General features: G+C 39.4%; 14 protein-coding genes. All 14 read right to left on the bottom strand.

All coding sequences use genetic code 11. From position 1 onward, the window contains the following. Positions 1 to 285: 285 nt before the first annotated feature. The 14 genes from KFO40_RS21985 to KFO40_RS21920 all read right to left on the bottom strand — a co-directional run bounded on the left by KFO40_RS21985 (position 286) and on the right by KFO40_RS21920 (position 26403). A complete protein-coding gene (locus KFO40_RS21985) occupies positions 286 to 1176 on the bottom strand; it encodes an endonuclease/exonuclease/phosphatase family protein (protein WP_211146810.1) in 891 nt (296 codons plus the stop codon). 11 nt (positions 1177 to 1187) lie between these two features. Next, entirely contained in the window at positions 1188 to 3350 is a 2163-nt protein-coding gene (locus KFO40_RS21980) for a hypothetical protein (protein ID WP_211146809.1), read from the bottom strand. 16 nt (positions 3351 to 3366) lie between these two features. Beyond that, a complete protein-coding gene (locus KFO40_RS21975; protein WP_178286655.1) occupies positions 3367 to 4260 on the bottom strand; it encodes an endonuclease/exonuclease/phosphatase family protein in 894 nt (297 codons plus the stop codon). Between the two features lie 29 nt (positions 4261 to 4289). After that, the gene (locus KFO40_RS21970) at positions 4290 to 6035 is read right to left on the bottom strand and encodes a RagB/SusD family nutrient uptake outer membrane protein (RefSeq protein WP_004325983.1); all 1746 of its coding nucleotides are present in this window, start codon (positions 6033 to 6035) and stop codon (positions 4290 to 4292) included. Between the two features lie 26 nt (positions 6036 to 6061). Then, entirely contained in the window at positions 6062 to 9562 is a 3501-nt protein-coding gene (locus KFO40_RS21965; RefSeq protein WP_128859019.1) for a TonB-dependent receptor, read from the bottom strand. A 215-nt stretch (positions 9563 to 9777) separates the two neighbouring features. Continuing rightward, positions 9778 to 10770 carry a FecR family protein gene (locus tag KFO40_RS21960; protein WP_008017758.1) on the bottom strand — a complete coding sequence of 331 codons (993 nt, stop codon included), beginning with the start codon at positions 10768 to 10770 and terminating at the stop codon, positions 9778 to 9780. A gap of 7 nt (positions 10771 to 10777) precedes the next feature. Continuing rightward, positions 10778 to 11398 carry an RNA polymerase sigma factor gene (locus tag KFO40_RS21955; protein ID WP_004310318.1) on the bottom strand — a complete coding sequence of 207 codons (621 nt, stop codon included), beginning with the start codon at positions 11396 to 11398 and terminating at the stop codon, positions 10778 to 10780. A 195-nt stretch (positions 11399 to 11593) separates the two neighbouring features. Then, positions 11594 to 13798 (bottom strand): alpha-L-rhamnosidase C-terminal domain-containing protein, encoded by a 2205-nt coding sequence (locus KFO40_RS21950; protein ID WP_165861487.1) that lies wholly within the window; start codon positions 13796 to 13798, stop codon positions 11594 to 11596. Positions 13799 to 13960: 162 nt separating this feature from the next. Further along, the gene (locus KFO40_RS21945) at positions 13961 to 15820 is read right to left on the bottom strand and encodes a right-handed parallel beta-helix repeat-containing protein (protein ID WP_128859018.1); all 1860 of its coding nucleotides are present in this window, start codon (positions 15818 to 15820) and stop codon (positions 13961 to 13963) included. 35 nt (positions 15821 to 15855) lie between these two features. After that, positions 15856 to 17952 carry a glycoside hydrolase family 127 protein gene (locus KFO40_RS21940; RefSeq protein ID WP_128859017.1) on the bottom strand — a complete coding sequence of 699 codons (2097 nt, stop codon included), beginning with the start codon at positions 17950 to 17952 and terminating at the stop codon, positions 15856 to 15858. 140 nt (positions 17953 to 18092) lie between these two features. Further along, positions 18093 to 18827 carry a DUF5131 family protein gene (locus KFO40_RS21935; RefSeq protein WP_151921932.1) on the bottom strand — a complete coding sequence of 245 codons (735 nt, stop codon included), beginning with the start codon at positions 18825 to 18827 and terminating at the stop codon, positions 18093 to 18095. A gap of 421 nt (positions 18828 to 19248) precedes the next feature. Continuing rightward, positions 19249 to 21198 (bottom strand): protein-disulfide reductase DsbD family protein, encoded by a 1950-nt coding sequence (locus tag KFO40_RS21930; RefSeq protein WP_049702873.1) that lies wholly within the window; start codon positions 21196 to 21198, stop codon positions 19249 to 19251. A gap of 58 nt (positions 21199 to 21256) precedes the next feature. After that, complete coding sequence (locus KFO40_RS21925) at positions 21257 to 21748, bottom strand: hypothetical protein (RefSeq protein ID WP_032848910.1); 492 nt, start codon at positions 21746 to 21748, stop codon at positions 21257 to 21259. Positions 21749 to 21750: 2 nt separating this feature from the next. Next, positions 21751 to 26403 (bottom strand): RHS repeat domain-containing protein, encoded by a 4653-nt coding sequence (locus KFO40_RS21920; RefSeq protein WP_211146807.1) that lies wholly within the window; start codon positions 26401 to 26403, stop codon positions 21751 to 21753. Between the last annotated feature and the right edge of the window lie 117 nt (positions 26404 to 26520).

Raw genomic sequence — 26520 nt, 5'->3', positions numbered from 1 at the left:
AAATTTTTGCTAATTTCACCCCGTTTTGTTTAATATATTCAGTGCCGTTTGACGAATTTCTATGAATGTCGTTTATAATAAATACAAGAGACGTTTATAATAAACTATTTCACTTTTTATTATAAACGTTCTATGAGTTTATTAGCATCTTGTATGAGAAAAAGAAAACAGTGTAAAGGCCGAAACAACACCAATGCGATATATACAAATATATCTATACACTTATAGTAATGAACGACCTTTACAACTTGTTTTTTATAACTATTCAAATGTTTATTCCTTTTCTCATTTCAGTAGCGCTTCCACCATTACAGGAAAATGATCTGAAGAGTACTTATTATACTTTATATCATCATCAATGGTGTGATAAGAAAGTATTTTTATTTTTGGAGTCACAAAAATAAAATCTATGCGCTTAGCTGTTTTTCCAGTTTTGTCATAGGCATAAAAACTACCGGACGGTCCTTTAGGAGGCGTCAAAGTACATTTATATGAATCCAGTAATAAACTATCTTTCAGGAGAAGTTGTATCGGTTCTTCGTCCGGAGTGGCATTAAAATCACCGGTGCAAAAGGTTGGTCTGCCTTTAGCGATTTTCCTTACCTGTTCCAACAACATGAACGAAGATTGTCGTCTTGCTTCTGTTGCTTCATGATCCGTATGCGAATTAAACACATAGAATTTCTTCCCAGTCCGGAGGTCTTTAAAATATCCCCAAGTGCAAATCCGGCGACAACGTGCTCCCCAACCATAAGAAGGTATATCCGGAGTTTCCGAATACCAGAAATCACCATGTTTCAACACCTTAAAGCGATCTTTTTTATAGTAAATGGCACAATGTTCTCCTTTATTATCCCCGTCACGATCACGACCGATATAAGAATATTCGTTCAGAATCATCATATCCTTTAATTGAGAGGTACGCCCTTCCTGTATGGCAAACATATCGAACTTATTCCGTCGCACAACATCTACCAACGCGTTCAGACGGACTTCCCAAGCCTTATCCCCCTTGTCTCCTTTGGTACGAATGTTATAAGATGCAAGGCGAATAATATCTTCCGGTTTCGTTTTGTCTAAATTGGAAGATTTTGCCGGAAGACCTCCGGCAAAAAGTAAAATCAAAAGTAGAAAATAATATTTCTTATTTATAGAACACTTCATATTACAAATCATTAAATATCAATTTATTTACTCCATTTAAATACCGGATAGCCGTTGCCTCCTTCTTTCCAAAGAGAAGAATCCCAGTTTATGACAGTGTTTTTCAGCTCGTTAGCAGATTTAGCTACTCCCTGGAAACTACTACCGGACGGTGATGTCTCATCTGAAACGGTAAATGTAGCCTCTCCTGCTTTCAAAATCATACCGTCATAAGCATAGCAGTTTTCATAAGTAGCATTGGCAGTACCTCCGACTATACGTCCCACCTTTGCTTTATCGGTACTAACCAACATACTATTCCAAGCAATACAATTTTTTATGACTAGTTTACCGCCATCCACTTTGCCGACTATACCTCCGGCATTTCCTCCACCTATGGCATTGATATCACCACTAGTATAACAGTTTTCAATACTGCTTCCACTGGCATTGCCATTCACCCTTCCGATGATTCCACCGGCTTTACCTGTATTGTTAGCAATTTGATCAATAACAGTAGCACTGGAATAGCAATTTTTGATATATCCCGAACCACCAAGTACACCGCCAATTCCACCTGCTGCTCCCGACCCCTTCAGTATTCCGGTAGTATAGCAGTTTGTTATCTTTCCAGTATAATTCTCTGCACCGGCAGCCAATCCTACATAACCGGCTATGATGCCAATACCAGTATTCGGAGATGAGATATTTGCATCCACAAATCCCACATTTCTACATTCTCCACACAATACCCCGAAGAAGCTTCTATATGTGCCTGACTCACAAGTAAGGTTTTTAATTACATGATTGCGTCCATCAAAATCAATCCATTTATGGTAACCATTAGCATCATTCAGAGGCGCCCACTTGATCCCCTGCATATCAATATCCGCACTCAAGACAAAATAAGTCGTTTGTTTTTCAATGAGGGCTTTGCTCATATTCTGAATATGGATAGCATTAGCAATCACATAAGGATTATTTTGAGTTCCGTCTCCATTGGCAAAATCTCCTTCCGGTTCGTTGTCATGTCCTCCATAACTAGCATAATCTCCTCTATCCAATTGCCACTCTAAAATAGGGAATCCCATATCTATATTCCCAACATTATGCCATGGAGTCCCCCAATTGGCAATTCTATTCTGCAAAGTCAGGACACTTTCGCCTACTCCATCATATTTTCCTGCCGAAACGGAACCTGCATTATCCTCCGGAGCAAATCCTGTACAAATCATATCCTCCCATGCATAACATTCAGATGCGACAGGATCCGCCTGATGCCCACTTTCACCTTGAGACAAAACTCCACTAATACGTCCTGATTTGGCAGCGGGTCCCGTTATTTTCCAGTTCCAGGCAACACAGGCAGTTATTTTTGCTCCTTCGGAAGGAAGGGCAGCAATACCACCCACTGAATTGGCACCAATTAATACACCTGTAGAGTAGCAATACGACACTTCGCTGTTTTCATACATAGAACCTACAATACCTCCACATTCATCTCCTGTAGATATAACCTCTGCTGTAGAATAACAGTTTTTGATATAACAAATCTGTCCTCCATACGGTCTACCCATACGGGAAGCTATTCCACCAGCATACTTTCCTTTCACTTTTCCGGAGACGTAACAGTTTTCCACCTGCCCTGTCTTCTCTACAGCGTTCGGAGCTTTCACTCCGATATAACCGCCGATAACCCCTGCCCCACTATTAGTAGCTGCTTCTACATGGGCATTATAGAAACCGACATTTTTACAAGTCCCGGCCAAAATACCAAAAAAACTAGCATACGCTTTGTCTGTACAGGTGAAATTCTTTATAATATGGTTATTTCCATCAAAATAGATATAATAGTCACCGTTTGAGTTCAATGGTTCCCAATTAGATACAGACTTCATATCAATATCAGCCCCCAACTGAAAGTAAATCATCTTTCCTTTCACCAAGGCTTCACTCATATTCTGAATCTGTATCACATCCATAACGAGGTAGGGTTTGTTCATTGTTCCATAACCTTTTTCAAAAAGCCCGCCTGCTCCGTCACCCTCATCTCCGTCATCTATGTCTGTGTTTCTATCCGGCGGAATACGGCTATAGGAATCCATCGGATTAAAATCAGAGCATGAGAAAGATAAAACAGCCATCCATAAAATGGTCCAATATCTCATTACCGAATATGTACTTATATGATAAAATTTGTTTTTCATAATCTTCATTTTTATTTTAGATTTCTACTACAATCACCATAGGATAATGATCGGATAAAGAACTGACAATAGTGCGGGTAGAAAGCACCGTAGCATGTTTCACAAAAATAAAATCAATTCTGGTCTTTTTAGAAGGAAATGTAAAAAGAGCACCATGCTGAATGGTTGCTTCCCGATACGCATCTTTCAATATACCACTTTGGCAAATCGTAGTGGCTATTTCGGGAGCATCAGGAGTCGCATTAAAGTCGCCGGTACAAAATGCGGGAGTATTGTCTTTTGCTTTATCGGAAACTGCATCCACCAGCATTTGACATGCATGTTTTCTGGCATTATCAGCCAAAGGCATGTGAGTTTCAAAAAGATAAAATTCTTTTTGAGTCTTGCTATCCTTGAATTTTCCCCATACACAGAAACGTTTGAAATTTGTTTCATCCCATCCGTTGGAAGGAATTTCCGGAGTTTCGGAAAACCAGAAACGTCCGGCATCCAGTAATGTGTAGCGGCTCTTCTTATATAAAATGCCACTCATCTCTCCTGCCTTGTTATCGTCATTTCCAGTGTCACGACCATAAGCGAGAATCTGATAATCACTCGCAAGTTGAGTTCCTAAGTAGGAACGTTGTTCCCAACTGGCTTCTTCGAATCCACAAATCTCAAAATCGTAGTCTTTGATTAATTGTGCCACACGTTCCCGTCGGTTAGTCCATCCTGTACCAGTCTCCACCTGTAAGTTATAAGTTGCTACACGCATGGACGTTTCAGTTACGGGATCTTCGTCTTCCTCTCCATCTCCTGTATCCCACGTGAAATCAGGATAGTACAATGAATTGTCTTTATTATCTTCACAACTGCTGGCAAAAACAGAGAATATGAAGGAAATCAATGTATATATTACTATCTTTTTCATAAATCTATTATTTATATCTTTTATACTTGTTATTCATTCCATCCCGGATTTTGGGTTACAACACCGTCAGATAGTGTTATTTCCTGTCTTGGTACCGGATATAGATAATCACGGTTCTCATTCCAAGTACGGTCGATCCAGCTATAACACAACAAATTACCATAATTACCTTCCGACAAAGAGGTGCCACTTCCATCAGAAGCCAGTTTTACATACGTCACACTCCCCACATTGGGTTGCGAAGATGTGGTGTAGAAACAGACATCATTTGTTCCGTCTCCATCAATATCATACGCTTTATTGATAGCTGTAGCAGGAAGATAAAATCCTTTAAAGGATTGGGCCATACATTGCCCCTCTTTCCAGCGCATCAAATCATAATAACGGAAGCCTTCCATGACCAGCTCTATCGCACGTTCCCGGCGGATTTCCAGAATCACCCCTTTATTATCTCCTGTGACATTCACATAACCGGTTTCCGGAGCACACATATAAGGGTCCGGAGAAAGGTTTGCTGCGTTCATATTCAGTTTTCCCGTGACTCCTGCACGTGTCCGCAATTTGTTTATCGTATTGTCGATATCAGTTTGCGTCAGTGTGCCTAATTCTGCCTTTGCTTCGGCATAGTTCAAATAAACTTCTGCCAATCTGAACAGAGGAAGGTCATTGCTTGAATCACCTGTATAGCTCATATTATCATTTGCATATTTCAGCAAGTGGTATCCGGTCATCGTGACATTCATATTTATATTTGAAGTACGGATTGTTTGCGCTAAACGCGGATCACGATTGACTATTTCATCCTTGAATTCCATTGTTGCATAATTGGGCTGGTCGGTGAAACGGTTGCCGTTCTTCATTAAATAATAATTGACCAGTTTTTTCGAAAGTCCGGGGCGGCCTAATGTCGGAGAATTCTCAAAAGCTTGTACTTTATGAACCAGACTCAAATCATTATTATAATCCCTTGCCAATATGATTTCCGCATCAATCGCATTCTCGGATTTAAAGAGATTACGATAGGACTGTGAGCCGGATTGATACAATGAATATCCTCCGGAAGCAGTCATGATTTCATTAGAGGCACTTACACAGTCATTCAAGTATTTCTCATAATCACCCAATCCATGATATTTACGATAAGTACCTTCAAATAATCCTACACGTGACTTTAATGCCTGGGCAGTCCACCAGGTTACACGATAAAGTTCTTTTGTCCGGTTGGTTTCTTTAAAAACCTCTATGGCAAAATTAAGATCTTCCATTATCTTTCCCATCACAAATTCGCGTGAATCCCTGGCTTTGTATAAATCAGCATCATCCGAGCCGAGTACTTTATCGTACCAAGGTACATCTCCAAAACGTTTCACCTTTTCAAAATAGAAATAAGCACGGAAGAAGCGTGCCAGGGCTTCATATTTGTCGCGCACTTTCTGGTCTTTACAGTTTCCCAGATTATCCAATAAAAAATTAATTGATCGCAGTGCACTCCAACTCCATCCTCCACCCGTTTCCGGAATGACACGTTGCCCACTCACTTCGTCGCTTAAAGGAGATACAATCAGCATATCAGCATCGTCCCTATAAATATCACCGTCACCCGGAAAATTGTTTGAATAGAACTGGTTACTGTACAACTGTAATTGCTCTTCATTCGTAAAATAATCCTTAGTCGTCAAGCGATCTTTCGGATTTATATCCAATATGCTTTCACAAGAAGCAAATAACAACGACAGACCAACAGTCGCCCACAATGTATATTTCATTATTTTCATACTATATTCCTTTATATTCATTATTATCAGAACGTTATATCTACACCAAAAGAGTATGTCTTTGCCCAGGGATAAATATTTGCGTCACTTTTACTTGTTTTCCAGCTGTTACTTGCCGATGCTTGTTCCGGATCAATATAATCGGAATGTAGCTTAGTGAATGTCAGCAAGTTCTCACCACTAAAGTAAACACGTATTTTCTCGAAACCTATTTTAGAAAGCCATTTATCCGGCAATGTGTAACCAATAGAAAGATTCTTCAACCGACAATAAGCCAGATTCTGCAAATATTTAGTATTAACCACTGCCAATTCACGATTACTACCGAGAGCCACATATCCTCTGGGACGTGGGAAATAAGCATTTGTATTTTCTTCACTCCATACCTGGCTCATAAAGTCGGAAGGAATAAAACTAGCGTATGGTCGGGAATAAGGTCCCCAAAACATGGACGTTTCAGCACCAGGATACCAATTTTGTTTGCCAATGCCCTGAAAAAGAACTGAAAAATCAATTCCATACCAATCTGCAGAGATTCCGAAATTATAATTATAGCGCGGCAATGAGTTACCGATCACTTTCATGTCTTTCCGGTCATTAGCTGATGTTGTCTGTTCAATCTTGTTGTTACCATCCAAATCGACAAATTTGAGGTCACCGGCATGAAGTCCATTATCCAAAGCGCTTGCATTAATCATTTGGTTAACGAACGATTGGTCCACTTTATAATTCCTTGCTTCTTCATCCGTTTTAAAATAACCGTCTACTACGTATCCCCATATTTCGCCCAACTGCTGTCCTTCGTAAGGATCAGTCAGCGTTCGGTTGGGATTATCATATTTTGTCACTTTGGAGGTGTTATCTCCGATACCAGCCATTATCCGGTAGTTGAAAGGCTTGCTTGCCAAAGTAAAACTATCTCCCCAAGTAACAGATGCTTCCCACCCTTTCGTACGCAAGTCTGCCACATTCATTCTGGGAGAAGAGGCACCATATACGCCAGGCAAAGTCTTTCCTGCCATCAACATATCTTTGGTATCACGAATATATGCATCAAAAGATACATTCAAACGGTTATTAAGAAAACCCAAGTCCAAACCTATATTTTTTGTGATTACAGTTTCCCAAGTCAAATCGGTAGAGTTCGGAGCTGACTCATAGGCATAATCGCCTTTCGTAGTATCTCCGAAAGCATAGTTCATTACCGCTCCGGTATTAATCAGTTGCAGATAGTCATAATAGCCTACTGTTTTCTGATTTCCCAATGATCCGTAAGACAGTCTTAGTTTCAGATTACTTACATAGTTTTTGGCTTGTGTAAAGAAGGCTTCTTCACTGACACGCCATCCGGCAGAGAACGACGGGAAGAAACCGAAACGATGTCCTCGACGGAAACGGGAACTACCGTCATAACGTCCGCTGGCTTCAAATAGATAGCGGTCTTTATATCCATAATTCAAACGATAGAAAAAACCAAGAATCGCATATTCCTCTTGTCCTCCGGTTATGGATATATCATCACCTTTTGCCAGGTTAAAATCATCGAGAGATTCAGAGAGTAACCCGTTACGTTTCATTCCCAGTTTCTTGAAATACTTATAATCATAGTTACCTCCCACAATGACCTTTACAGAATGTGCATTTGCGAAGGTATTGTCATACGTCCCGTATAAGTTGAAAGTTTGGCGTATCTGGTTGTTTTGTATTTCCGACAAATAATTGCCTCTGGTACGTCCGTTATCCATTGTGATTGTTTCTCCCGGATTTCTGGAGTATAATACATCTACGGAACGATTCAAATTCTGCTGGTTGTAATGCGCCCAGCTGTAGTTTGCACGAACCTCAAAATGTTTGATGGGTTTCAATACGGCCTCGAACGTAGTTACAAACTCATATTCACGATCCCGGTTATGGTGGCCGCCATTCAATAATACGGCACTAACACCATCTGCCACTTCTCCTGTGTCTGTCAAACCTGTTCTGTAAACCAGAGTTCCATCCGGATGCATCGGCACAATACTTGCCAAAGCATGCCGCCCGGCTCTGGTGAAAACGTCATTCACTCCTGATAGTCCCGGATAGGTATATTCAGAATGGTAATAGGAAGTATTGTTACTCAATTCAAACCAGGAAGTGATATTGGCAATGATTTTCGAACGAAAAGTATATTTCTTAAAACGGTCCGGATCTATTCTGATAATTCCTTTCTGATTATAGTAGTTGCCTGATAGCATGTACTTCACTTTTTCGGTTCCTCCCGAAACCGTCAAGTTATGCTCCCAAGTAGGGCGGGTATTATCAAACAAACAATTATACCAGTCAAAGTTGCCGTAATATTTATACTCTCCGTTTTTTTCTACCACCCATGGACGGGAAGGATCTTCCACTTTATCATTACGGCGAATCCATAATTCATGGTAATCTTCTTGGGTATAATGTGTATAAGGGACGCCCTGGTATGTTTTGTAGAACATATCATTGATACCGGCCGAATAATAACCACGCGTCTCAAAATCCGTAGAAGTTGTCGTTTCACCAAAACTGAAACGACCGTTATAGCTGACATTGGTCTTGCCTACCTTTCCATTCTTGGTTGTAACCAAAATAACTCCATAAGCAGCACGGGCACCATATACGGCAGCAGCCGAAGCATCCTTTAAAACACTGATGGATTCTACGTCATTGGGGTTTACCTTATTTATATCTCCCTCGATTCCATCAATAATAGTCAGAGGTGCTGCATCCGCACTAATGGAGTTGACACCACGGATATTGAAGCTTCCCCCTTGTCCGGGACGTCCCGAACTAAAGTTTACGTTCATATTCGGTACAGAACCTTGCAGAAGCTGTGATAAGTTAGCAGCAGAACGGGTCGTCAGTTCATCACCCGAAACGATAGCAACGGCACCAGTCAGGTTTACTTTCTTTTGCGTACCATATCCCACCACTACCACTTCTTCCAGTGTCTTACTATCTTCGCGGAGAACTACTTGGGACAGATTTCTGCTGGTAGCAGCGTAATTAACCGTAATATATCCGATGTATGATACTGTAATCGTACTGTTTTCGGGAACATTAGCCAAAGTATAACGTCCGTCTACATTCGTTATTGTACCCAAAGAGCTGCCTTGCACCATCACACTGGCGCCAATAATCGGCTCTCCTTTTTCATCGACTACCCGACCGGATATATTTCTTTTGTTCGCATTACTGGTTTGTTGTTCAGAATCCGTAACTTTCTCCTTCAAATAAATTTTTGTTTTTCCGATCTCATAGTTTATGTTAGTACCGAGAAACAAATCATTCAGAACTTTAGATAGTTCCTGATTCTTTGCTTCTACCGTCACTATTCGATCCGGATTGACGATCGTACGGCTATAAGCCACCGTAAGACCAGTTTGCTGTGTAATGGCAGAGAATACTTTCTCCAGCTTTACTTGTTTAAGATTCATTGTCACCTTTTGGGCAGAAGCGGAAACGCTTATGATTATCCCCAGCAACAATACGAGCAGAACTTTGTGTTTCATACTACTTGCTTTGATTAAAGTTAAACTTAGATTTAAAATCTCATTTATGCTTAGTAGACACACAAGTCAAAAAAGCGGGTGAGAGAAAAAAGAGTTTTTTTTCATAAGCCTAATTTATTTCATAACATTCTTATCCTAAAACAGTAAAGGCTGCGTATATACACAGCCTGTCCTCATTCTATTATCCTATCCAGTATATTTTACTTCTTTCCGTCCTATTTCATTCGGACTGTCACTTCTTTCCGGACTTCATCATATTCAAATTTTACCGGCGCAATCTTTTCCAAATCCTGAAGCACCTTCTCCAGTATCGTATTATCCGAGGTCAACGTATATACATATTTCGATGCCTGCTCATCCTCTATCTTAAAGTTTACATTATACCAGCGGTTCAGAACCTTGACCACTTCTGCCAGAGGAGTATCTTTAAAAGAAATCACATTGTCTTTCCACATTGAGCCTTGCTTTGAATGATCGTTTTTGATTATCCGGCACTGGTCACTTTCTTTATTATATATCAGTTTCTCGCCCGGCAGTAACGGGTATTCTTTTGCAGAGGAGAGAGTCAGGTTTACATGTCCTTCATCCAGACAGATCACAATGTCTTTATTCTCCGGGTAGGCTTGTACATCAAAAGAAGTACCCAGTACATGAACGGAAGGTCCGTTCAGATTAACAATAAACGGACGTTTTTTATTCTTGGCTACCACGAAATAGGCTTCTCCCACCAGGAAAACTTCCCGCTTACTCAATCCGAACTTTTTAGGATACTTCAACCAGGAATCTGAATTGATATAAACTCGTGTCCCGTCTTGAAACATCATCTGTATCCGCTCTCCTTTGGCAACACGAATTTCCTCATACTCCGTAGTGCCGAATAAATCCACCCGGGAATTGATCTGTAAATAAAGACCTATCAGGAAAATAACGGGAATCAAGATTGCAGCCACACGGAAGCAGATACGTTTGATCTGTTTGCGTGATATGTTCTTTTGGATCTGATGGTACATCTTTTCTGAAGGTATAGTATGGTCTACATATATTTCTGCCGTTTCGGCTTTTAAATATTCTGCCTCCCGAGTCATCACAGCATCCAGGTAAGTGTTCCCTTCTTCTGTGGCAAACCATTCCGCCACAAATTTTGCATCCTCCGGTGTAGCAACTCCGGCAAGCACTTCTTCTATTTGTTTATCAGTGGGTCGATTCATTCTCTTTTTATCTTAAATAGTGGACACTTAAATATGTCATTAGTGTGACAAAAGTAACAATTATTAGCATTTTACTTAAATGAATACGTAACATTTTCAATGCTTCTGTATAATGTGTTTTGACTGTATTAACAGACAGATTCATCCGTTCGGCTATTTCCTGATTCGTTAGTTCCTCTTTCACTTTCATCAAACAAATACTGCGTTTCTGCGGTGGAAGCATATCTACCGCTTTATAAAAAGAGGCCATCAATTCTTTCTTCTCCAGATTTTCTATCAGATTATCTTCGTAGACAGGCGTCGATTGGGCTATCTCATAGTTCTTGCTGATTGCACTATTCTCATTACGAATCAGATTTAAGACATGATTTTTCGTCATAGTGAACAGATAGTTCTTAAGGCTGATTCCTACATGTAGTTCCGACCTAAATTCCCATAAACGGGCAAAGACATGTTGTACTACATCTTCTGCCATGTCTGCATTCATTAAATAACGGTAAGCTAATACATATAGCAGCTTATGATATCTGTCATAAGCTTGTGTAAAAGCTCCTTTATCTCCTTTTTCTATGAAGGAAAAGAGCTTCTCGTCATCTGTATTAGTGTATTGAGCTGATTTATCTAACATTCCTTGGATTTTGTTTAATTGTTTTTCCAAAAGAACAAAAGACGTATTACAATTAAGTGTCTTTCACAAAACAAAAGTAGTAAAATTTAGAAAAGGTGGCACACATTCCAATAAAAAAAGTCCCCGATTAACAATCCCCCATTAAAAAGAGGAACCGTTAATCAAGGACTACTCCACTAACTAATTAACAATGTATTATAAATGATAGGTAACAATTCTTTCTTCAGGTGAATCGATCCAGAGGCGCCATACTCCTTCCGACACTTTTTCCGGTGTTCCGATATTTGCTTTAGGTGGACGACGGCTTTTGATGGTCAGATAGCCTTTCCCTTCTGTTGCTTTCACTTTCATCGTTTTGCTGTTCATATAGACATGGATATTGCCATTCGGAGTGGGTACAGTGCCTTCCATCCATTTCAATCCTCCCAACACAGGAGCAATAGCAAACTCTTTATATCCTTCTTTTACAGGTTTCACTCCCAGATAATATTTGCCCAACAGGTAGATAGGACTCGCTCCCCAGGCATGGCATAAACTCTTTCCGTATGGGCGGCCATACATGGCAAGATGTTGCGTTCCGGTTTCTTCGGGGTTATATTTCTCCCAGAAGGAGGTAGCGCCTTCCTTCAACATTCCACCCCAATAGGCTTTCATTTCTTTCATTACAGCATCCTGTTCGCCAAGAGCACAAAGTGCTTCCAGTTCGTAAAAACGCATATAGGGAGTTGTTATTTTCAGAATACTGTCATTCAGCAGAACAGACTGTTTAATGGCTTGTTGCTTATCTTCATTCAAATATTGAAAGAAGACAGAAAACATATTCGCATAGCGGGTGACTGCATCACTTTGCTGACCGTTGACGCAGTTATGTACAAATGCCTGTTTCTCGTTATTCCAGAAGGCAGGTTCTAACTTTGCTTTCAAAGCAGCAGCCAGTTTCTCGTATTTCTGTTTGCCATTGGCATCTCCAACCAATTCCGCACACAAAGCCATCGTTTCCAGACTTCTGCAAAATAAGATTTGTTCAAAAGAGAGTTCGCCTTTTTTATCCAGATAGCCGTCTGCCCAGTCCACAAATACCCAGTCACCGGTCATACCTTCTACCATGCCATTCTTATTGGTACGTCCCAACACGTAATCCATCATTGTTTGCATACGTGGATACAGTTGGTTGACAAAATGGCGGTCGCCACTATACATATAATAGTCATATACGCTAAGGAACCAGTAGAAAGTATAATCCATGATTGTATTACTGTGGCTGGTCACAGGGTCTTTGCCACGAAGTAACCAGATTGTACGTTTGACGGATTCGTTATCAAAGAAAAGATAATAATTCATCAAATAACTTTGAATGGCATCGCCACTCCATACCCAACGGTCACGTTTGATACCGTCAATGAAGAATTCGCGGGTAGTGAGATGCATGGTGTATGCGCCAACTTCCCAAATACGATTCAGTTCTTCATCATTGCAACGGAAAATTCCGCGGTATTCTTCAGGAAGATATTCATATTGCATGGAGACTTCTCCAATCTGTACATCCGGCTCGTGAGATACATAGACATAACGGAAGGCTTTGCTGTTCTCCAATGTATATTCGTTTTCAGAATTACTCAAAGGAGAAGTGCTGCGGATAGCAAGGTCGGTCACTTGTCCCGGTTCGAGCAAGAGTTTGTCCAATGTTTCGCAATATGCTTTATCTTTTGCTTCTTCCGGGCTTTCACCATAATAAATTTCTATTTTTCCTTTTCCGGAAAGATTCTTCAATGTGATAAATCCGAATGTTTCTTTTCCAAAATCATAAAGGATACCTCCTTCGGGCTGTTCTGTCTTCGTAACAGGTTGCTGCGGTTCACGCATCAGACTGAATTGGGAAGGACGTTGGGTAGCTCCGTCAAAGTTCCAGCATCCGGCATCCATATAGATAGTGGCAGATGTGTCACTGGCTTTTCCGCTCTCGTCAATCCATTCTTTATCTTCGTAAGTTACACGCCAGGAAGAGTCTGAATTCACCGTTTTTCCCTTCACATAAATAGTGGGAGGAGTAGCCTGATTCCAGACTTTAATGTTCAGATTATGTTTTCCGGCCGGAAGCAACATGGTTTCCGGCATACCGAACTGGAGCTTTCCATCCAGTTTGACGTTGTACTTTCCTTCGGCAGCAATAAAGATCTCTTCCGGCTCGGAAAGATTCAGTTGCTTGCTGAATTCTACGACAACATAATGACTGTCCGTTTTCCAAAAAGGAGGAAAAAATGCACCTCGTTCCATACGACGGTTATTCATTTGATTTCCCAGCCAGATTTCGTAGTCTCCCGGATACCATATCCAGGTCTGGGCAAATGTGCTGCTTGCCAAAGACAAGGCACTAAGCAATATCATATATTTCTTTTTCATTATTCTTTCTATTACTAACAAACTGAATCGTAAGAAATAATTCGTTCCACAGTGGTTGACGTTTAGTTCCACATCTGTTTCCCTTTAGTTCTACAATTGTTTTCCTTTAGTTCCATATCTGTGGAACGAATCACGTATTACAGTTAAATGACTTGTCAATACCTACTGGATATTTAGTAAATCCTTATATCCTACTTCCAGTCCCGCACGTTCACGAATAACACTATCCACCTTCGGACCATTGTTTTCCCATACATTTCCCGGACCATTGGCATTTTGCAGATACTTCTCTCCTTCTGTCCAATTATCACGTACAGTAATAAAGGAAGAACCTTCATCCGTATAAAGATAGAACCAGTGATTAGGGTCGTGTACATACCCCGGCTTATAAATACTATGCACGCAATTCTCCGTTACATAACTTTTCGGCTGCGAACCGAGTGTGTAAATACCTGCCACATCATACATGTGTTTCGCATAATGATGAATCAGATTGGCATGTACTCTGTTATTACGCATACAATTCACAGTTTGCGTCCATCCCCAACCAAGACTGATACCACTATAAGGCACTTCACTGATTTCATTATGCTCGATATTGACGTCTCCTACATATCCCGCAGCAATGGCAAGGCATCCCCAATCTTCATTGCCTATTTCCGTGAAATAACAATTATTGATTTGTTGCTGTGTGCATACTTCCCGACGATCAGCAGGATCGTATGGCAAATGCGTCTCATGGGCAGCCGGAGAAAAACTGCCGACTAACAGACCATTTCCGGCAATATCGCGGAAGAGACAGCCACGAACAACACCGCCTTGCACCGCTTCTTCATAATCCAATCCGGTTGAACCTAAATGCTCGAACCGGCAACGCTCGAAATCAATCTGCCTTGCAGCAGCCACACGAACAGCAGCTGCGGGACGTCCCAACCATCCTTGGTTATCCAACGGATGATTCAAGTAATCCCGTTGCATTTTCGGATCAATCCGGTAACCATCTGTCAGATACATACCTGCCTGAAGAGGTACATGTCCTTTTTCTGACGGACGCATCCATGTAGTATAGGAAAAAGTAATTTTCTCGAAACGAATATGACACACAGGACGATCCACAGTTCCTTCCACCCGTACTAATGTCTCAACAGCAGGTACGATCACTTTCGCCTCCTGCATCTTCTCTCCTTCCCGTGGATAATAATATATCTTACGGGCATCTATATCATGATACCATTCTCCGGGTACATCCTGCAATTCGCGGGCATTTGTCAGATAGAAAGCAGAATTATGTCCGTCTGTCGTCACCATCGGACGCGGCCAGGGATGCTCAAACTGAATCCGACTTTCCGGTTGATGAAAACGTATTGCCGCGCTATCTCCCTGCACTTCAACTGAACGAATCCGAAGATTGGCAACACACCACATCTGATGTAATACCATCTCGGCATATTTAGCTTTCAAATTCCCTTTATTATCAATAAGCCTGCGAATGGAAACTGCAGGTACATAAAGAATTTCATTCTTCTCATCCACACTGCAAATGCGATTCATCTTTTCGAAATCCTCCACATCACGGGCACGAACTGCCTTTTTTCCATTCACCCACAACTGGCGGAAATCCAATGGACGTCCATTAAATACCGGTACATCTGCTACCCAAACTTTCCCTTGCTTCTTCCAGCCATTTATGCTGATTCCTCCACTCAATATCACTTTTTCATCGCCTACCGAGCGAATGATTGTGGGCGATTCTTTGGTTCCGCTATCTTCCGGACGGATAAAAAACGGTTCATGGAAGGCATAGGTTCCACCTTCCATATAGATTGTGATTCCACCTTGAATACGGTTATCCTCTGTCCTGCGCCATTCTCGTGCTTGTCGTAAGGCAGAAGTCAGCGTGGCTTTAGGAGATTGACGAGTTCCGTCGTTGAAGTCACTACCCTTGGGAGAAATCCATATCTCACCGGCCAATAGCCAGTGACTGCACAAGATACATATAGCCGTTACAAATAACTTTTTCATGATTTTTTTCATTTCTGTATACTAAACAATCCGGACTATCTGGCAAGAGGCATCCATACAGTCATTTCTCCCTTTTCTCTGTTTCCCCAGGCATAATAAGGAATCAAACGGATATTTACTGTCTTTTCAGCCTGAACAACCGGCCGGTAAAGCACTCCTTCCCACGAAGTTGCAGATGCCAGACGTGCCATTCCTTCAAGTGCAACAATCGGACTGCCTTCAATTGTGATTTTCTTCGGAGTTAGTTTTATATCAGCGGGAATCAATACGTTATCAATCTTTTCCCCGTTTGCAATATCCATACTTTCCAGACAGTAAACCAACGGCCCGCGCTTCACGACCACCTGATTACGAATCTCCTCTGCTAACGGATGGGCTTCGAGCAAACGGACAGGCATATCCATCACCAGCTCCACTACATCCCCCTTCTTCCATGTACGATTTATTTCCGCATACGAATTTGCCTTTGCATTGGTTTGCAGCGGCTGTCCATTCACTGTGAGCGTAGTCTTTTCGCACCATTCAGGAATACGTAAGAAGAGCGAGAAAGCACCCGCCTTACGAGGAACTCTATCCAACGTTACGCGTACCTTTCCTTCCCAGGGATAATCCGTCTCTTGTGTTAATGCCAGCTCTCCTTTGTCTTTCCAAGTCGTAGTCAGCGTATTTGCACCATACAAGTTACAGTAAATGCCTTCCGGACTCAATGTGTAGGCGTAATTCTGTGCCTGACACAATGTACGCAATGTATTCGGCGGGCAGCAGAAACAACTGATATATTCCGTCCGTTCTTTCGGCCAGCGAAGCGTGTAAGGAAGATCGGCACTGATACGAAGCGGATTGGTATAGAAATATTTCTTTCCGTCCAGACTGATACCGCTCAATACACTATTATAAAGACAAGTCTCTACAAGGTCAGCATATTTCGCATCCCCTGTCACTTCCAGCATACGCCAGTTGAAAAGCATATTTCCGATATTGGCACATGTTTCATTGTGCGCTGTACTATTCGGCAACTGATAAGGACGTCCGTAGCTCTGATGTACCTTCTGAATACTATCCGGCTCATAGCAAGTCCCGTCCGGTGACGTTCCATCATAAAGAGCACCACAAGCTCCGGTCACGTACATCTTCCGGGTGACAATATCATTCCAGATACTAATCAGATTTTTCATCAATTGTTGTTCGCCTGTCTCGGCATATACATCCGCTACTCCTGCATATAGATAATTTGCACGTACGGCATGCCCCATTGCACGATACTGGTCGCGGAAAGGAATACGGTCCTGATTATCGTCCGTACCGTTCTCCACCATACCACGGATATCAATCAGATTCTTTGAAAGTTCCAGATAACGGGGATTTCCTGTGGCACGATACATTTCGACCACTCCCATATAATGTGAAGGGCAAATGGCATTGCGAGCCAGTTCGGCAGAAGCCGTTTCGTAAAAATGGCAAAGAAAATCCGTTGCTTTTACGGCAGCATCAAAAAGAGTAGTCTTTCCGGTGGCACGACGATGCACAATACCCGCCATCATCAGGTGTCCCAAGTTATATGTCTCAAAGTTCAGCCGATTGGCAAAAGCTCCTTTTTCATTCTCGTCACCTACTTTCGTTCCGATGACTGTTTGTTTATGCTGATCCCCTAATGCATGAGAGTCAATACCTTTATTCAGTTCTTCGATAACAACAGGCGTATGTATATAACCATCTGCACGTTGGGCTTTTACGACACAAGTAATAAAGTTATCCATTAACTTATCCAGTTCCGGATCTTTATTGACAGCATAGACAGAAGCCACACCCTCCATCCATTTATACATATCTCCGTCATGGAACGGAGGTCCCCAATGTTCACCCTTACACACACCAGCGGCAATCTCAAAATTACGGAAACCGTGGGATATTTCTGGTGTGTTCCAAGTATTCCACATACTTTGCAGGGAAGTCCGGCTAAATATCTGAAAGCGATCTCCCCAGAATCCATCTGTCCAATGTACGGCACTGATTCCGGTATTCGCCATCTTCGCAAAACGGCTCTGACTCATATCCGTCAATCCATTGCTTTGCGCAAGTGCTCCCGTAACGGAGGCGGAAGCTAAAAGAAGTAACAGTTTTATCTGTTTCATTAATATGGATAATTTAAAATTTACACAATATCTTTATAAAAAGACGTGATTATCCGTATTTTGTACTCAATAAAACGAAAGCGAAGATTGCTAAGCAACCCTCGCTTTCAGTAAAAAAGATCTGTATTAATCTTTATTTCTTATTTATCAGGTGTATAATTCAACTCCGCCTTTCTCGCCTGCGAATGTTGAAATTGTCGTGCAACCTTATACTCATGTCCGTCTTTTAATAAATAACTCCCTGTCTGCTTAAACCAAAAACCGACATTCGCATCTATACATTGCTGCCGGATATCCAATACCCACTCGTAATCACATACCCGGACTTCTTTGCCTGACTCTCCTCCTGCCACTACCTGTTCCACCCACTCTCCCAGCTCACCTCTGAAATCAATCCGACTAAGAAGCGGCTCGCAGATAATGATTTTATGTTTAATAGGCATTTCTTTATAAATAGGTAAACGATAATCCACTCTATCCTGGTTCTCCATCGTGCAGCAAATGGTCACATTGTCATAGCCATCTCCCCAATCGGGAGGCAGACACTGTTGCAACCGGTCTATCCGTTTAGTGATAAAGAGGAAACGAAGATCCTGTCGTATCCGCATCATCTCCCACGCTTCGGCACGCCATTCATCCGCATCTTCAATGAGAAAATCTGAAGTAAAACAGGTATATACCAAATTTCCCGAAGGTATCTTATACGTACCATTCTTTTTACGCTGCAAGGGTAAATCGAACTTTTCTGTCTTTGTCACCACCGAACTGTCTTTTCCATATTTACCATCCGTCCGATATACATAACAATGACGGCAGCCTTCACTTAATTTGTGACAGCCGTGCCAAAGATTCCACATTGAAGCTTTTTCACCCATCTTCTTTTTTATTGAAAAATATATTTAATATTACATATACATAACTATAAAAAGAGTGCACCTTATTCTTTATCAGAAAAAAGGTGCACCAAAACACAAACAAAACAAACAATAGAGCGACCTTCACAGGCAGCCGATCCACGAGGGATCTTTATCTTAATCTGCCCATCTTGACAAGGACAACATTCACATTTTCAGATCATGTAATTCAGAACATCACAGCAGAAATCTTCGCCCTCATACTGCTTATATGTCAGATACAAATATTATTATACAATTTGCTCTATTAAACCCGATGTCACTTTACAAAGATAACACTATTCTATGTATTTCTATGAAAATGCCCAAAAAGAATTATTCTTTTTCTCATTCCAAACTTTAGCTATAAGCCATAACATACAAGCTGAATGTCTAAAATTCATCATTTCACATATCGCTCCAGCCCTTCCTGCAGGAACTCTATATATTTTGGAATATCTTCATTATATGCATAAGATTTATTCAACGGATTACCGTCATTATCCAGCAATACATAAAAAGGTTGGGCATTTGCTCCAAACTTCACCCGTTGCAGATAGCTCCATTTATCGCCTACTGTTCGTAAAGTGCGTTCCGTATCATTCTCCACAACATTTATAGGCTCATTCAATGGAGTTTTATCATCCACATACAAAGAGATAAGTACATACTTATCATTGATGATACCACCCACTTTACTATCTGTCCATACAGCCGCTTCCATCTTACGACAATTCACACAACCATATCCGGTAAAATCGATCATCACAGGCATTCCCTGTTGTCGTGCATACTCCATACCTATTTCATAATCCTTGAATTTGGGGTGGACCTCATTCGAATATAAATTAAAGTCCTGTGTCATCACAGGAGGAGCAAATGCACTGACAGCTTTCAAAGGTGCCCCCCAAAGTCCGGGAATCATATATACAGCAAATGCTAAAGAAACAAGCGCAAGAAAGAAGCGCCCCACGCCTACCCTGTTTTCATCACCGTCATGCGGAAACTTGATCTTTCCCAACAGATATAACCCCATTAGTCCGAAAATCACAATCCATAACGCAAGGAAAGTTTCCCTATCCAGGATTCTCCAGCCATAGGCTAAGTCCGCAACCGACAAAAATTTCAAAGCAAAAGCCAGTTCCAGAAAACCCAATGTCACTTTAATTACATTCATCCACCCTCCTGACTTAGGCATTGATTTCAGCCACGAAGGAAAAAGAGCAAACAGTGTGAATGGTAAAGCCAAAGCGATGGCAAAGCCTAACATTCCGATAGCAGGAGCAATCACGCTACCTGTCGTAGAAACCTGTACGAGCAGAAAGCCGATAATCGGCCCTGTACAAGAGAAAGACACTAGAGATAACGTAAATGCCATCAGAAAAATGCTTAATAGGCCACTCGTCGCTTCCGCTTTGCTGTCCACTGCATTGCTCCATTTAGAAGGTAAAGTAAGTTCAAATGCTCCAAAGAAAGAAGCTGCAAAAACAACCAACATCAGGAAGAAAAGAATATTGAATACGGCGTTTGTTGATAAAGCGTTCAATGCACTGGCACCAAATATTAAAGTAATTGCTAATCCCAGTGTTACATAAATCACGACAATTGAAGCACCATAAGTCCATGCATCCCGAATTCCTTTCTTCTTATCCTTGTTTCTTTTCAGGAAAAAACTCACAGTCATAGGAATAATCGGCCATACGCAGGGAGTGAACAAAGCCAATAATCCGCCAAGAAATCCAGTGACAAAGACATACAACCAAGATTTATCCTCTTGAGAATGTTCTTCACCTAACACCTGTAATTCATTGATTACCGGTTTCCAAAGATCACTTTCCGATTGCTTCTCTACCACATTTACCGGAGCCTCTTCTTTCCCTTTTACAACTATTAAATCTGCTTCTGCTTTTTTCCCATATTTAAAAGGAATTTGAGTCGGAGGTAAACAGCTCTCATCGTTACAAGCTCCAAACTCCAGAAACCCATCCATAAAGTAATCATTTCCTGTAAATTTCACTTTTTGGATAAACTGTACCGTATCTTCAAAATAGCGCACATTCATCTCGAACATCTTATCATAGATGCTGATTTCTTTTCCAACAGGTTGCAATTTACCCATTGTTTCTACATGATTACTCGCATTGATGTTGAAAGTAGCGGAAATAGGTCCATCATCCCCTAGCCCGGTCGAATACACATGCCATCCTTTCTCTATCGAAGCAGTAAACACGATTTCCGCTTCCGTTTCAGATGTCATTTTCAACTCATTTTTGAACTTTACAGGCTCTTTGATTTGTGCTTGTATATTTCCGATTGTGTACCAACCCAATAATAAAAATAAAATAATTCTCATTTTTCTAAGTTCTAAATTATAATCTATTATACAACAAATTTATTTCACTGTTTATATTCTATTGTGCTCGTCGGTCTCTTATATCTTTCAGCATCTCTATATATTCTGGAGAAGGATTCTTATTAGAGGTATCTGCATTTGATGGCGGGGGTATCACTTTGATGAATAAGAAGATGCAGAATATTACCCAAATAAGATTTATTGCTAAAAAAATCCAAACTTGCTTCATACGTTGTCGTTGTTTTTCTTTAGTTTCATTACGATATTTATCAGCAATAGACAAATATTGTCCATCACTAATAAATAATCTATGAGCAACAAAAGTGAATATAACAGCCAAAAGTATACCTAACTCTTCATTGTTTGGTACTTCCAATGAATGTAATACTCCAACTATTGGGCCAACAAAAACAAAAGTAAACAATGAAGTCGGTAGTAATAACCCTGCTACTTCTGGCGACCGCTTTTCTCCCCACAATCTAAGCTGCCATATATATGTTCGATAAAACAGATATTCATATATCTCATATATTTGTTTAAGTATATTCATTCTCAATATATTTTTTTATATGGTTCAACATAAGTATTATCAGATGAACAGAAAGTCGGTTCTGTTATCGGACAAAATATAAATCCATGAGGAGCGAAAGTCATAGAATAATACATTGTTCCCACAATCATTCCAGGAGGTCCACCATAAGTAGAAATATATCCGAAAACAATATTTGCCGAAGATTGGAATATAAGTTCGTAATTATTTTCAGAAGCATTGTTCCAAATTACAACTCCATTAATTACAGCATCAAGACAGAACATATATTTACCAATTTTCTCTAAACGTAGAGCCTTTTTCATCACAGTACTACGAGCCCCTGTATATTGGTTACCTCCCCAAGATGTTTTGTACCATTTACCATCCATTCCACGCCACATTCCATCATGTACACGCGAGTAAGCTTTTATTCCAGTATATGTCCCTACTGCATAATTTATCATAGAATAAGCATCACCTACACTAGGAATGCCAGTTTCCTCTTTTTTCGGAAGCTTCCCATGAATTGTGATTTCCCCATCACTTATAGTCCCATAACTACTCAAGTCATAGCTACCATTGTAAGAAAATACAGCAACTCCATATACTGCATAGGCTCTAACAAACTCATCATGAGTTAGATAAAACCAATCATTACTTACAGAATAAGGTTTGCCAAACATATTCTGGCCATCCTTGTATAAATTAAACATCCGGTCTATCAAGTCAGGGTCAGACGTACTCCACATATCTTCTCCTGTTAAATCAATCCATTTTAATGGATTGCCATTACAATAAGTATAAGGATTAATTATATAATTCATGGCAGCGTGAGGATCAACACTAATAAAGCAACCAATTAAAGGATCATAGATTCTCGCATTCATATTAATCAGGTTCATTTCATCAATATGCTCATGAGTTGTAAATCCACGTCGCGTAATACGATAAGAATCGATCAATTCTATAGAAGTCAATTTCTCGCCAGTCAATGGATTGCGACGTTGCCCCCATGCGTCATACCCCAACTGTTGTACTACATTCCCTTGAAAATCAGTCAAGCATCGAATAGAACCTAAATTATCAGAATAGACAAAATATATAGCCACCTGATTTTCAGTAGTCTTTCTTAAAGCTACCAAATTTTCACCTGCATAAATATAATCAATATCAGTCGATTGGTTATCAGTACATTCTTTTTCATAATTAGAAAAATAATATTTAGTTAATCGTACAATACCATTTTCTTCCAACACCGCTTTTGCACGCATCTCATTTACATCATAATCATAAGTCCATATCTTATCTTTTTCTTGTATTGTAGCAATACGATTATTTGTTGAAAAGGTTAATATCTGTGAAGGATAATAATCTCTTTCTGACACTGTGGATATGCTATGAATTCGAGATTTATCGCTAGTATATAAATAACTCCCTATGTCGGATTTTGATGCAATCCGATAACCGGAAGAATATGAAACCTCTTGGCCTGTTTTTCCTTTTCTTTCAGATGCAATAAGCCTTTCATAAGTATCATAGCTGAAATGCTCATCAAATCCTTTCCATAAATCATCCGTATAAAACTTTTCTTTACGTGAAAGCATCAAATCACGATGATCATATTGATATAAAAAATCAATAACGCCCGGAGAATAAATATGTGTATATTCTCCACGATTATTATACGTATAATCTACTGTTCGATTATCTCCATTAATAACCTGTGAAATATATCCCAAAGAATCGACCTTCGTGCGTTTCCATAGAATTTTTGAATCGCCTGTAGTTATATCACGAATCTCAACCAATTCACAAAATCTATCATCATATACATTCTTTTGCTTGAAACCAGACGGAGAAGTATACACTGATAAACGTCCAAAGTTGTCATACTGATATTTCTTGACCATCGGTATCCCTAATGTCGTTTTCTTTTCTTCAATAACCCGTCCTATATTATCATATAAATATTCCAGTTTATGTGATAATGATTCAATTCCTTTTAGCCAACCAGTAAGTGCGTCATAAATATAATGAACAGTATTTTTTCCTGTCGTTTTTGTTATTATTCTTCCCTCTTTATCATAAGCATATTCAATCTTATTTCCTTGACCATCAACTTCTTTAACTAATTCATTGAAATTATTATATTCATATGTCGATTTACCTGTAGAATTATTGAAATGAGAAACTCTCAATCCATAATCTGTATATTTATCCTCTGTCGGGTATCCTACCGTTCGTACCTTAATTAAGTTATCAGCACTATCATATTGGTAAACTATTGAATCACTATTTTCAATTTTTAATACAGGTAAAGCAGTACGATTATATATCATTGTTGTAACAATAGAATCAGTAGTAGATACATTAGTTATTACAGCTTTTACCTTTTTCCCTCTCCTGACATTTGGATCATAATAAACATAGTCTATAGTTTTTCCATTTTTGCCCACATCAACTGGAGATGATATTTTCTCTTGTATAATACGATTCTTATTATCATAATACATTTCTTTCGAATTTACTAAAACTTTCCCTCTATATGAATACAACTTTTCTGATAACCCTTTTTCGTTATAAAAAATATCAATATGCTCATGTGTTCCATTTAATAGAACTTTTTCTTTTCGAATTTCTCTCCCCAGACAATCGTAGTGTATGGCATTATTAAAAATAATACTTTTTTCTGTATTTCCATTCAATATAACATAATTCGCAACATAGAATCCTTGTTTATCACGTCCTCCTCTTATTGCTTTCCGGACTGAAACAGTACCATCGGGAGCCTTAATTTTATAAGGTCTGAATAAATCATCATAAGTATAATATGTTTTCAGATTTCCCGGTCCGGTATTAATAAGAGTATTTCCGTAGACATCAGCTGTATTAGTTGAGATTAAGCCTGTCGGAGATATAGTCTTACTCCGATGTAAAAAGTTAGTATCATATTCATAAACAAATTGTTTTTTAGTGATAGAATCTTCTATACTCTCCGCAACCAAAAGACCACATACATTATATTGATATCTTTTAAAATATGAATTAAATGATTCTAAAGAAATTTTTCCTTGTGGAGTATAAGCGTATCTTTTTGTTTGAGTGATACTATTAGCTCCATCTCTTGTGTAGACAGTTGTAATTTTTGAAGGTTTCTTTTTATATAATAGATTATCCGGACGTACATATTGATAATTGGTTAAAATTCTTTTTTCTGGCATATTATTTACCCTAGCAAATCCTTGATAACTAACATCAGAGATTATGATATTATCTATTTCATCATAAGTATATTGCTCCACTTTTTCACATTGCTTATCCAAGTCTGTTTCAAAAACGGATGTATGTCTCAAATAATAGCTCCCTGACAAATTATGTAATTCAGCTCCATAGTTAGTAGACGAAACGATTTCATGTCCAACACGATACTCGCTTTTGGCAAGATATAATATACAGGGAGATCCTAATACATTATAAGTGTTAACCGTTATAGTATTTAAAAGAGAATCTGTTATTATTTGTTTTTCAAATCCAACAAAGTTACCTTTATCCTTTCTATAAAAAGGAGTAGTATATGAATATGACTTCTTACCAATATGAATGTCTTTATGTAAATCGGATGTTAGTACATAATTTACATTTCGAATTAATGAGTATTGCTTATTCCAATGAGTATATAATCCTTTTATTAGCGGATTCTTACTCACACGTGATTGTACATGACTATTATATTCAATAGAGCGCCTACCCGCATTACCATCTATGATATCAATCACCACATCAGAAGAACATTGTTCATCAAAAGTTACCAAACTGTATTTTACGTCACGAAAACGTGTAATCACCCCCGGCCCTGTTACTCTGGATTGAGAAATGGCTAATACATCAGCTCTACCATCCCCTGTAAAATCACCGGCAAAAAGATCATGTTTTATAGGATAAACATAAGATTTTCCCTTATATGAATACACATCATCTAATCTTGTAGTTCCAGGAGAAATATCAGGAGATAGAAATAAATCCGTAACATCAATATCATAGATATTATTCGTAAAATGACATCCGGGATAACTAACAATCGTAGCTCTAGCCTCTTTATCTTGATCAATTGTATAATAACAGGACATTAATTCCGATATACCATCATTATTAAAATCCGCAACTAAAAAAGATAAATTAGGATGTGATTCTGTAATTTCTCCTTTAATAAATTCTTTTCCATTATAATAATATATCAATTGTTTGTATTGTTCCCCGGATTTACAATAAAAAAAGATATCTGCATATCGATCATTATTGAAGTACCCGAATTTGAGATCATTAATTTCCCCTTCATTAAATGAAAAATGCGTCAATTCAAAGATACTCCCATAAGAATTAATAGCATAAGCCACAACCTCCTTCTTTTTTTTATCATACACAATGATATCGTCATATTTATCTCCATCAACATCTATGACTGCATAACTCCCATTGTTTGGCAAAGTCCCTTTTATTTCTAGGGAAGTATATTTTACTAATTCATCATCAAAAGAGTAGCATTTATTTCCGATTAGGAGTTGATCTTTTCTATTTCCCTCAAAATGCCCAACTAATACAGGACTAGCAACTCCCCCCAAACGGGTTGTTGTTTTATAACCTAATTTACCTTCCTCATTCAGATACGCTTTCATAATTATGAAATGCGTATCATCCTTAGTTAACATAGCTAAATCCAATAAACCATCTCCATTAAAATCTCCAGGAATAACAGTAAAAGAATAATTTTGGTCATAAATGGTTGTAGTCCA

The organism is Bacteroides sp. 1001302B_160321_D4 (assembly GCF_015667765.1).
In the GTDB taxonomy this organism is placed as follows: Bacteria; Bacteroidota; Bacteroidia; order Bacteroidales; family Bacteroidaceae; genus Bacteroides; species Bacteroides xylanisolvens.
The sequence above is the reverse complement of the archived record's forward strand: the minus strand, read 5'-3'. Positions and strand labels throughout refer to the sequence as shown.

Bases quoted from the DNA above. Each gene is read 5' to 3' on its own strand.
- KFO40_RS21985 (WP_211146810.1), bottom strand. From the start codon at position 1,176: ATGATTTGTAATATGAAGTGTTCTATAAATAAGAAATATTATTTTCTA.
- KFO40_RS21925 (WP_032848910.1), bottom strand. From the start codon at position 21,748: ATGAATATACTTAAACAAATATATGAGATATATGAATATCTGTTTTAT.
- KFO40_RS21955 (WP_004310318.1), bottom strand. From the start codon at position 11,398: ATGTTAGATAAATCAGCTCAATACACTAATACAGATGACGAGAAGCTC.
- KFO40_RS21940 (WP_128859017.1), bottom strand. From the start codon at position 17,952: ATGAAACAGATAAAACTGTTACTTCTTTTAGCTTCCGCCTCCGTTACG.
- KFO40_RS21965 (WP_128859019.1), bottom strand. From the start codon at position 9,562: ATGAAACACAAAGTTCTGCTCGTATTGTTGCTGGGGATAATCATAAGC.
- KFO40_RS21975 (WP_178286655.1), bottom strand. From the start codon at position 4,260: ATGAAAAAGATAGTAATATATACATTGATTTCCTTCATATTCTCTGTT.
- KFO40_RS21930 (WP_049702873.1), bottom strand. From the start codon at position 21,198: ATGAGAATTATTTTATTTTTATTATTGGGTTGGTACACAATCGGAAAT.
- KFO40_RS21935 (WP_151921932.1), bottom strand. From the start codon at position 18,827: ATGGGTGAAAAAGCTTCAATGTGGAATCTTTGGCACGGCTGTCACAAA.
- KFO40_RS21980 (WP_211146809.1), bottom strand. From the start codon at position 3,350: ATGAAAAACAAATTTTATCATATAAGTACATATTCGGTAATGAGATAT.
- KFO40_RS21945 (WP_128859018.1), bottom strand. From the start codon at position 15,820: ATGAAAAAGTTATTTGTAACGGCTATATGTATCTTGTGCAGTCACTGG.
- KFO40_RS21920 (WP_211146807.1), bottom strand. From the start codon at position 26,403: ATGAAAGCGTATCTGAATGAGGAAGGTAAATTAGGTTATAAAACAACA.
- KFO40_RS21950 (WP_165861487.1), bottom strand. From the start codon at position 13,798: ATGAAAAAGAAATATATGATATTGCTTAGTGCCTTGTCTTTGGCAAGC.
- KFO40_RS21960 (WP_008017758.1), bottom strand. From the start codon at position 10,770: ATGAATCGACCCACTGATAAACAAATAGAAGAAGTGCTTGCCGGAGTT.
- KFO40_RS21970 (WP_004325983.1), bottom strand. From the start codon at position 6,035: ATGAAAATAATGAAATATACATTGTGGGCGACTGTTGGTCTGTCGTTG.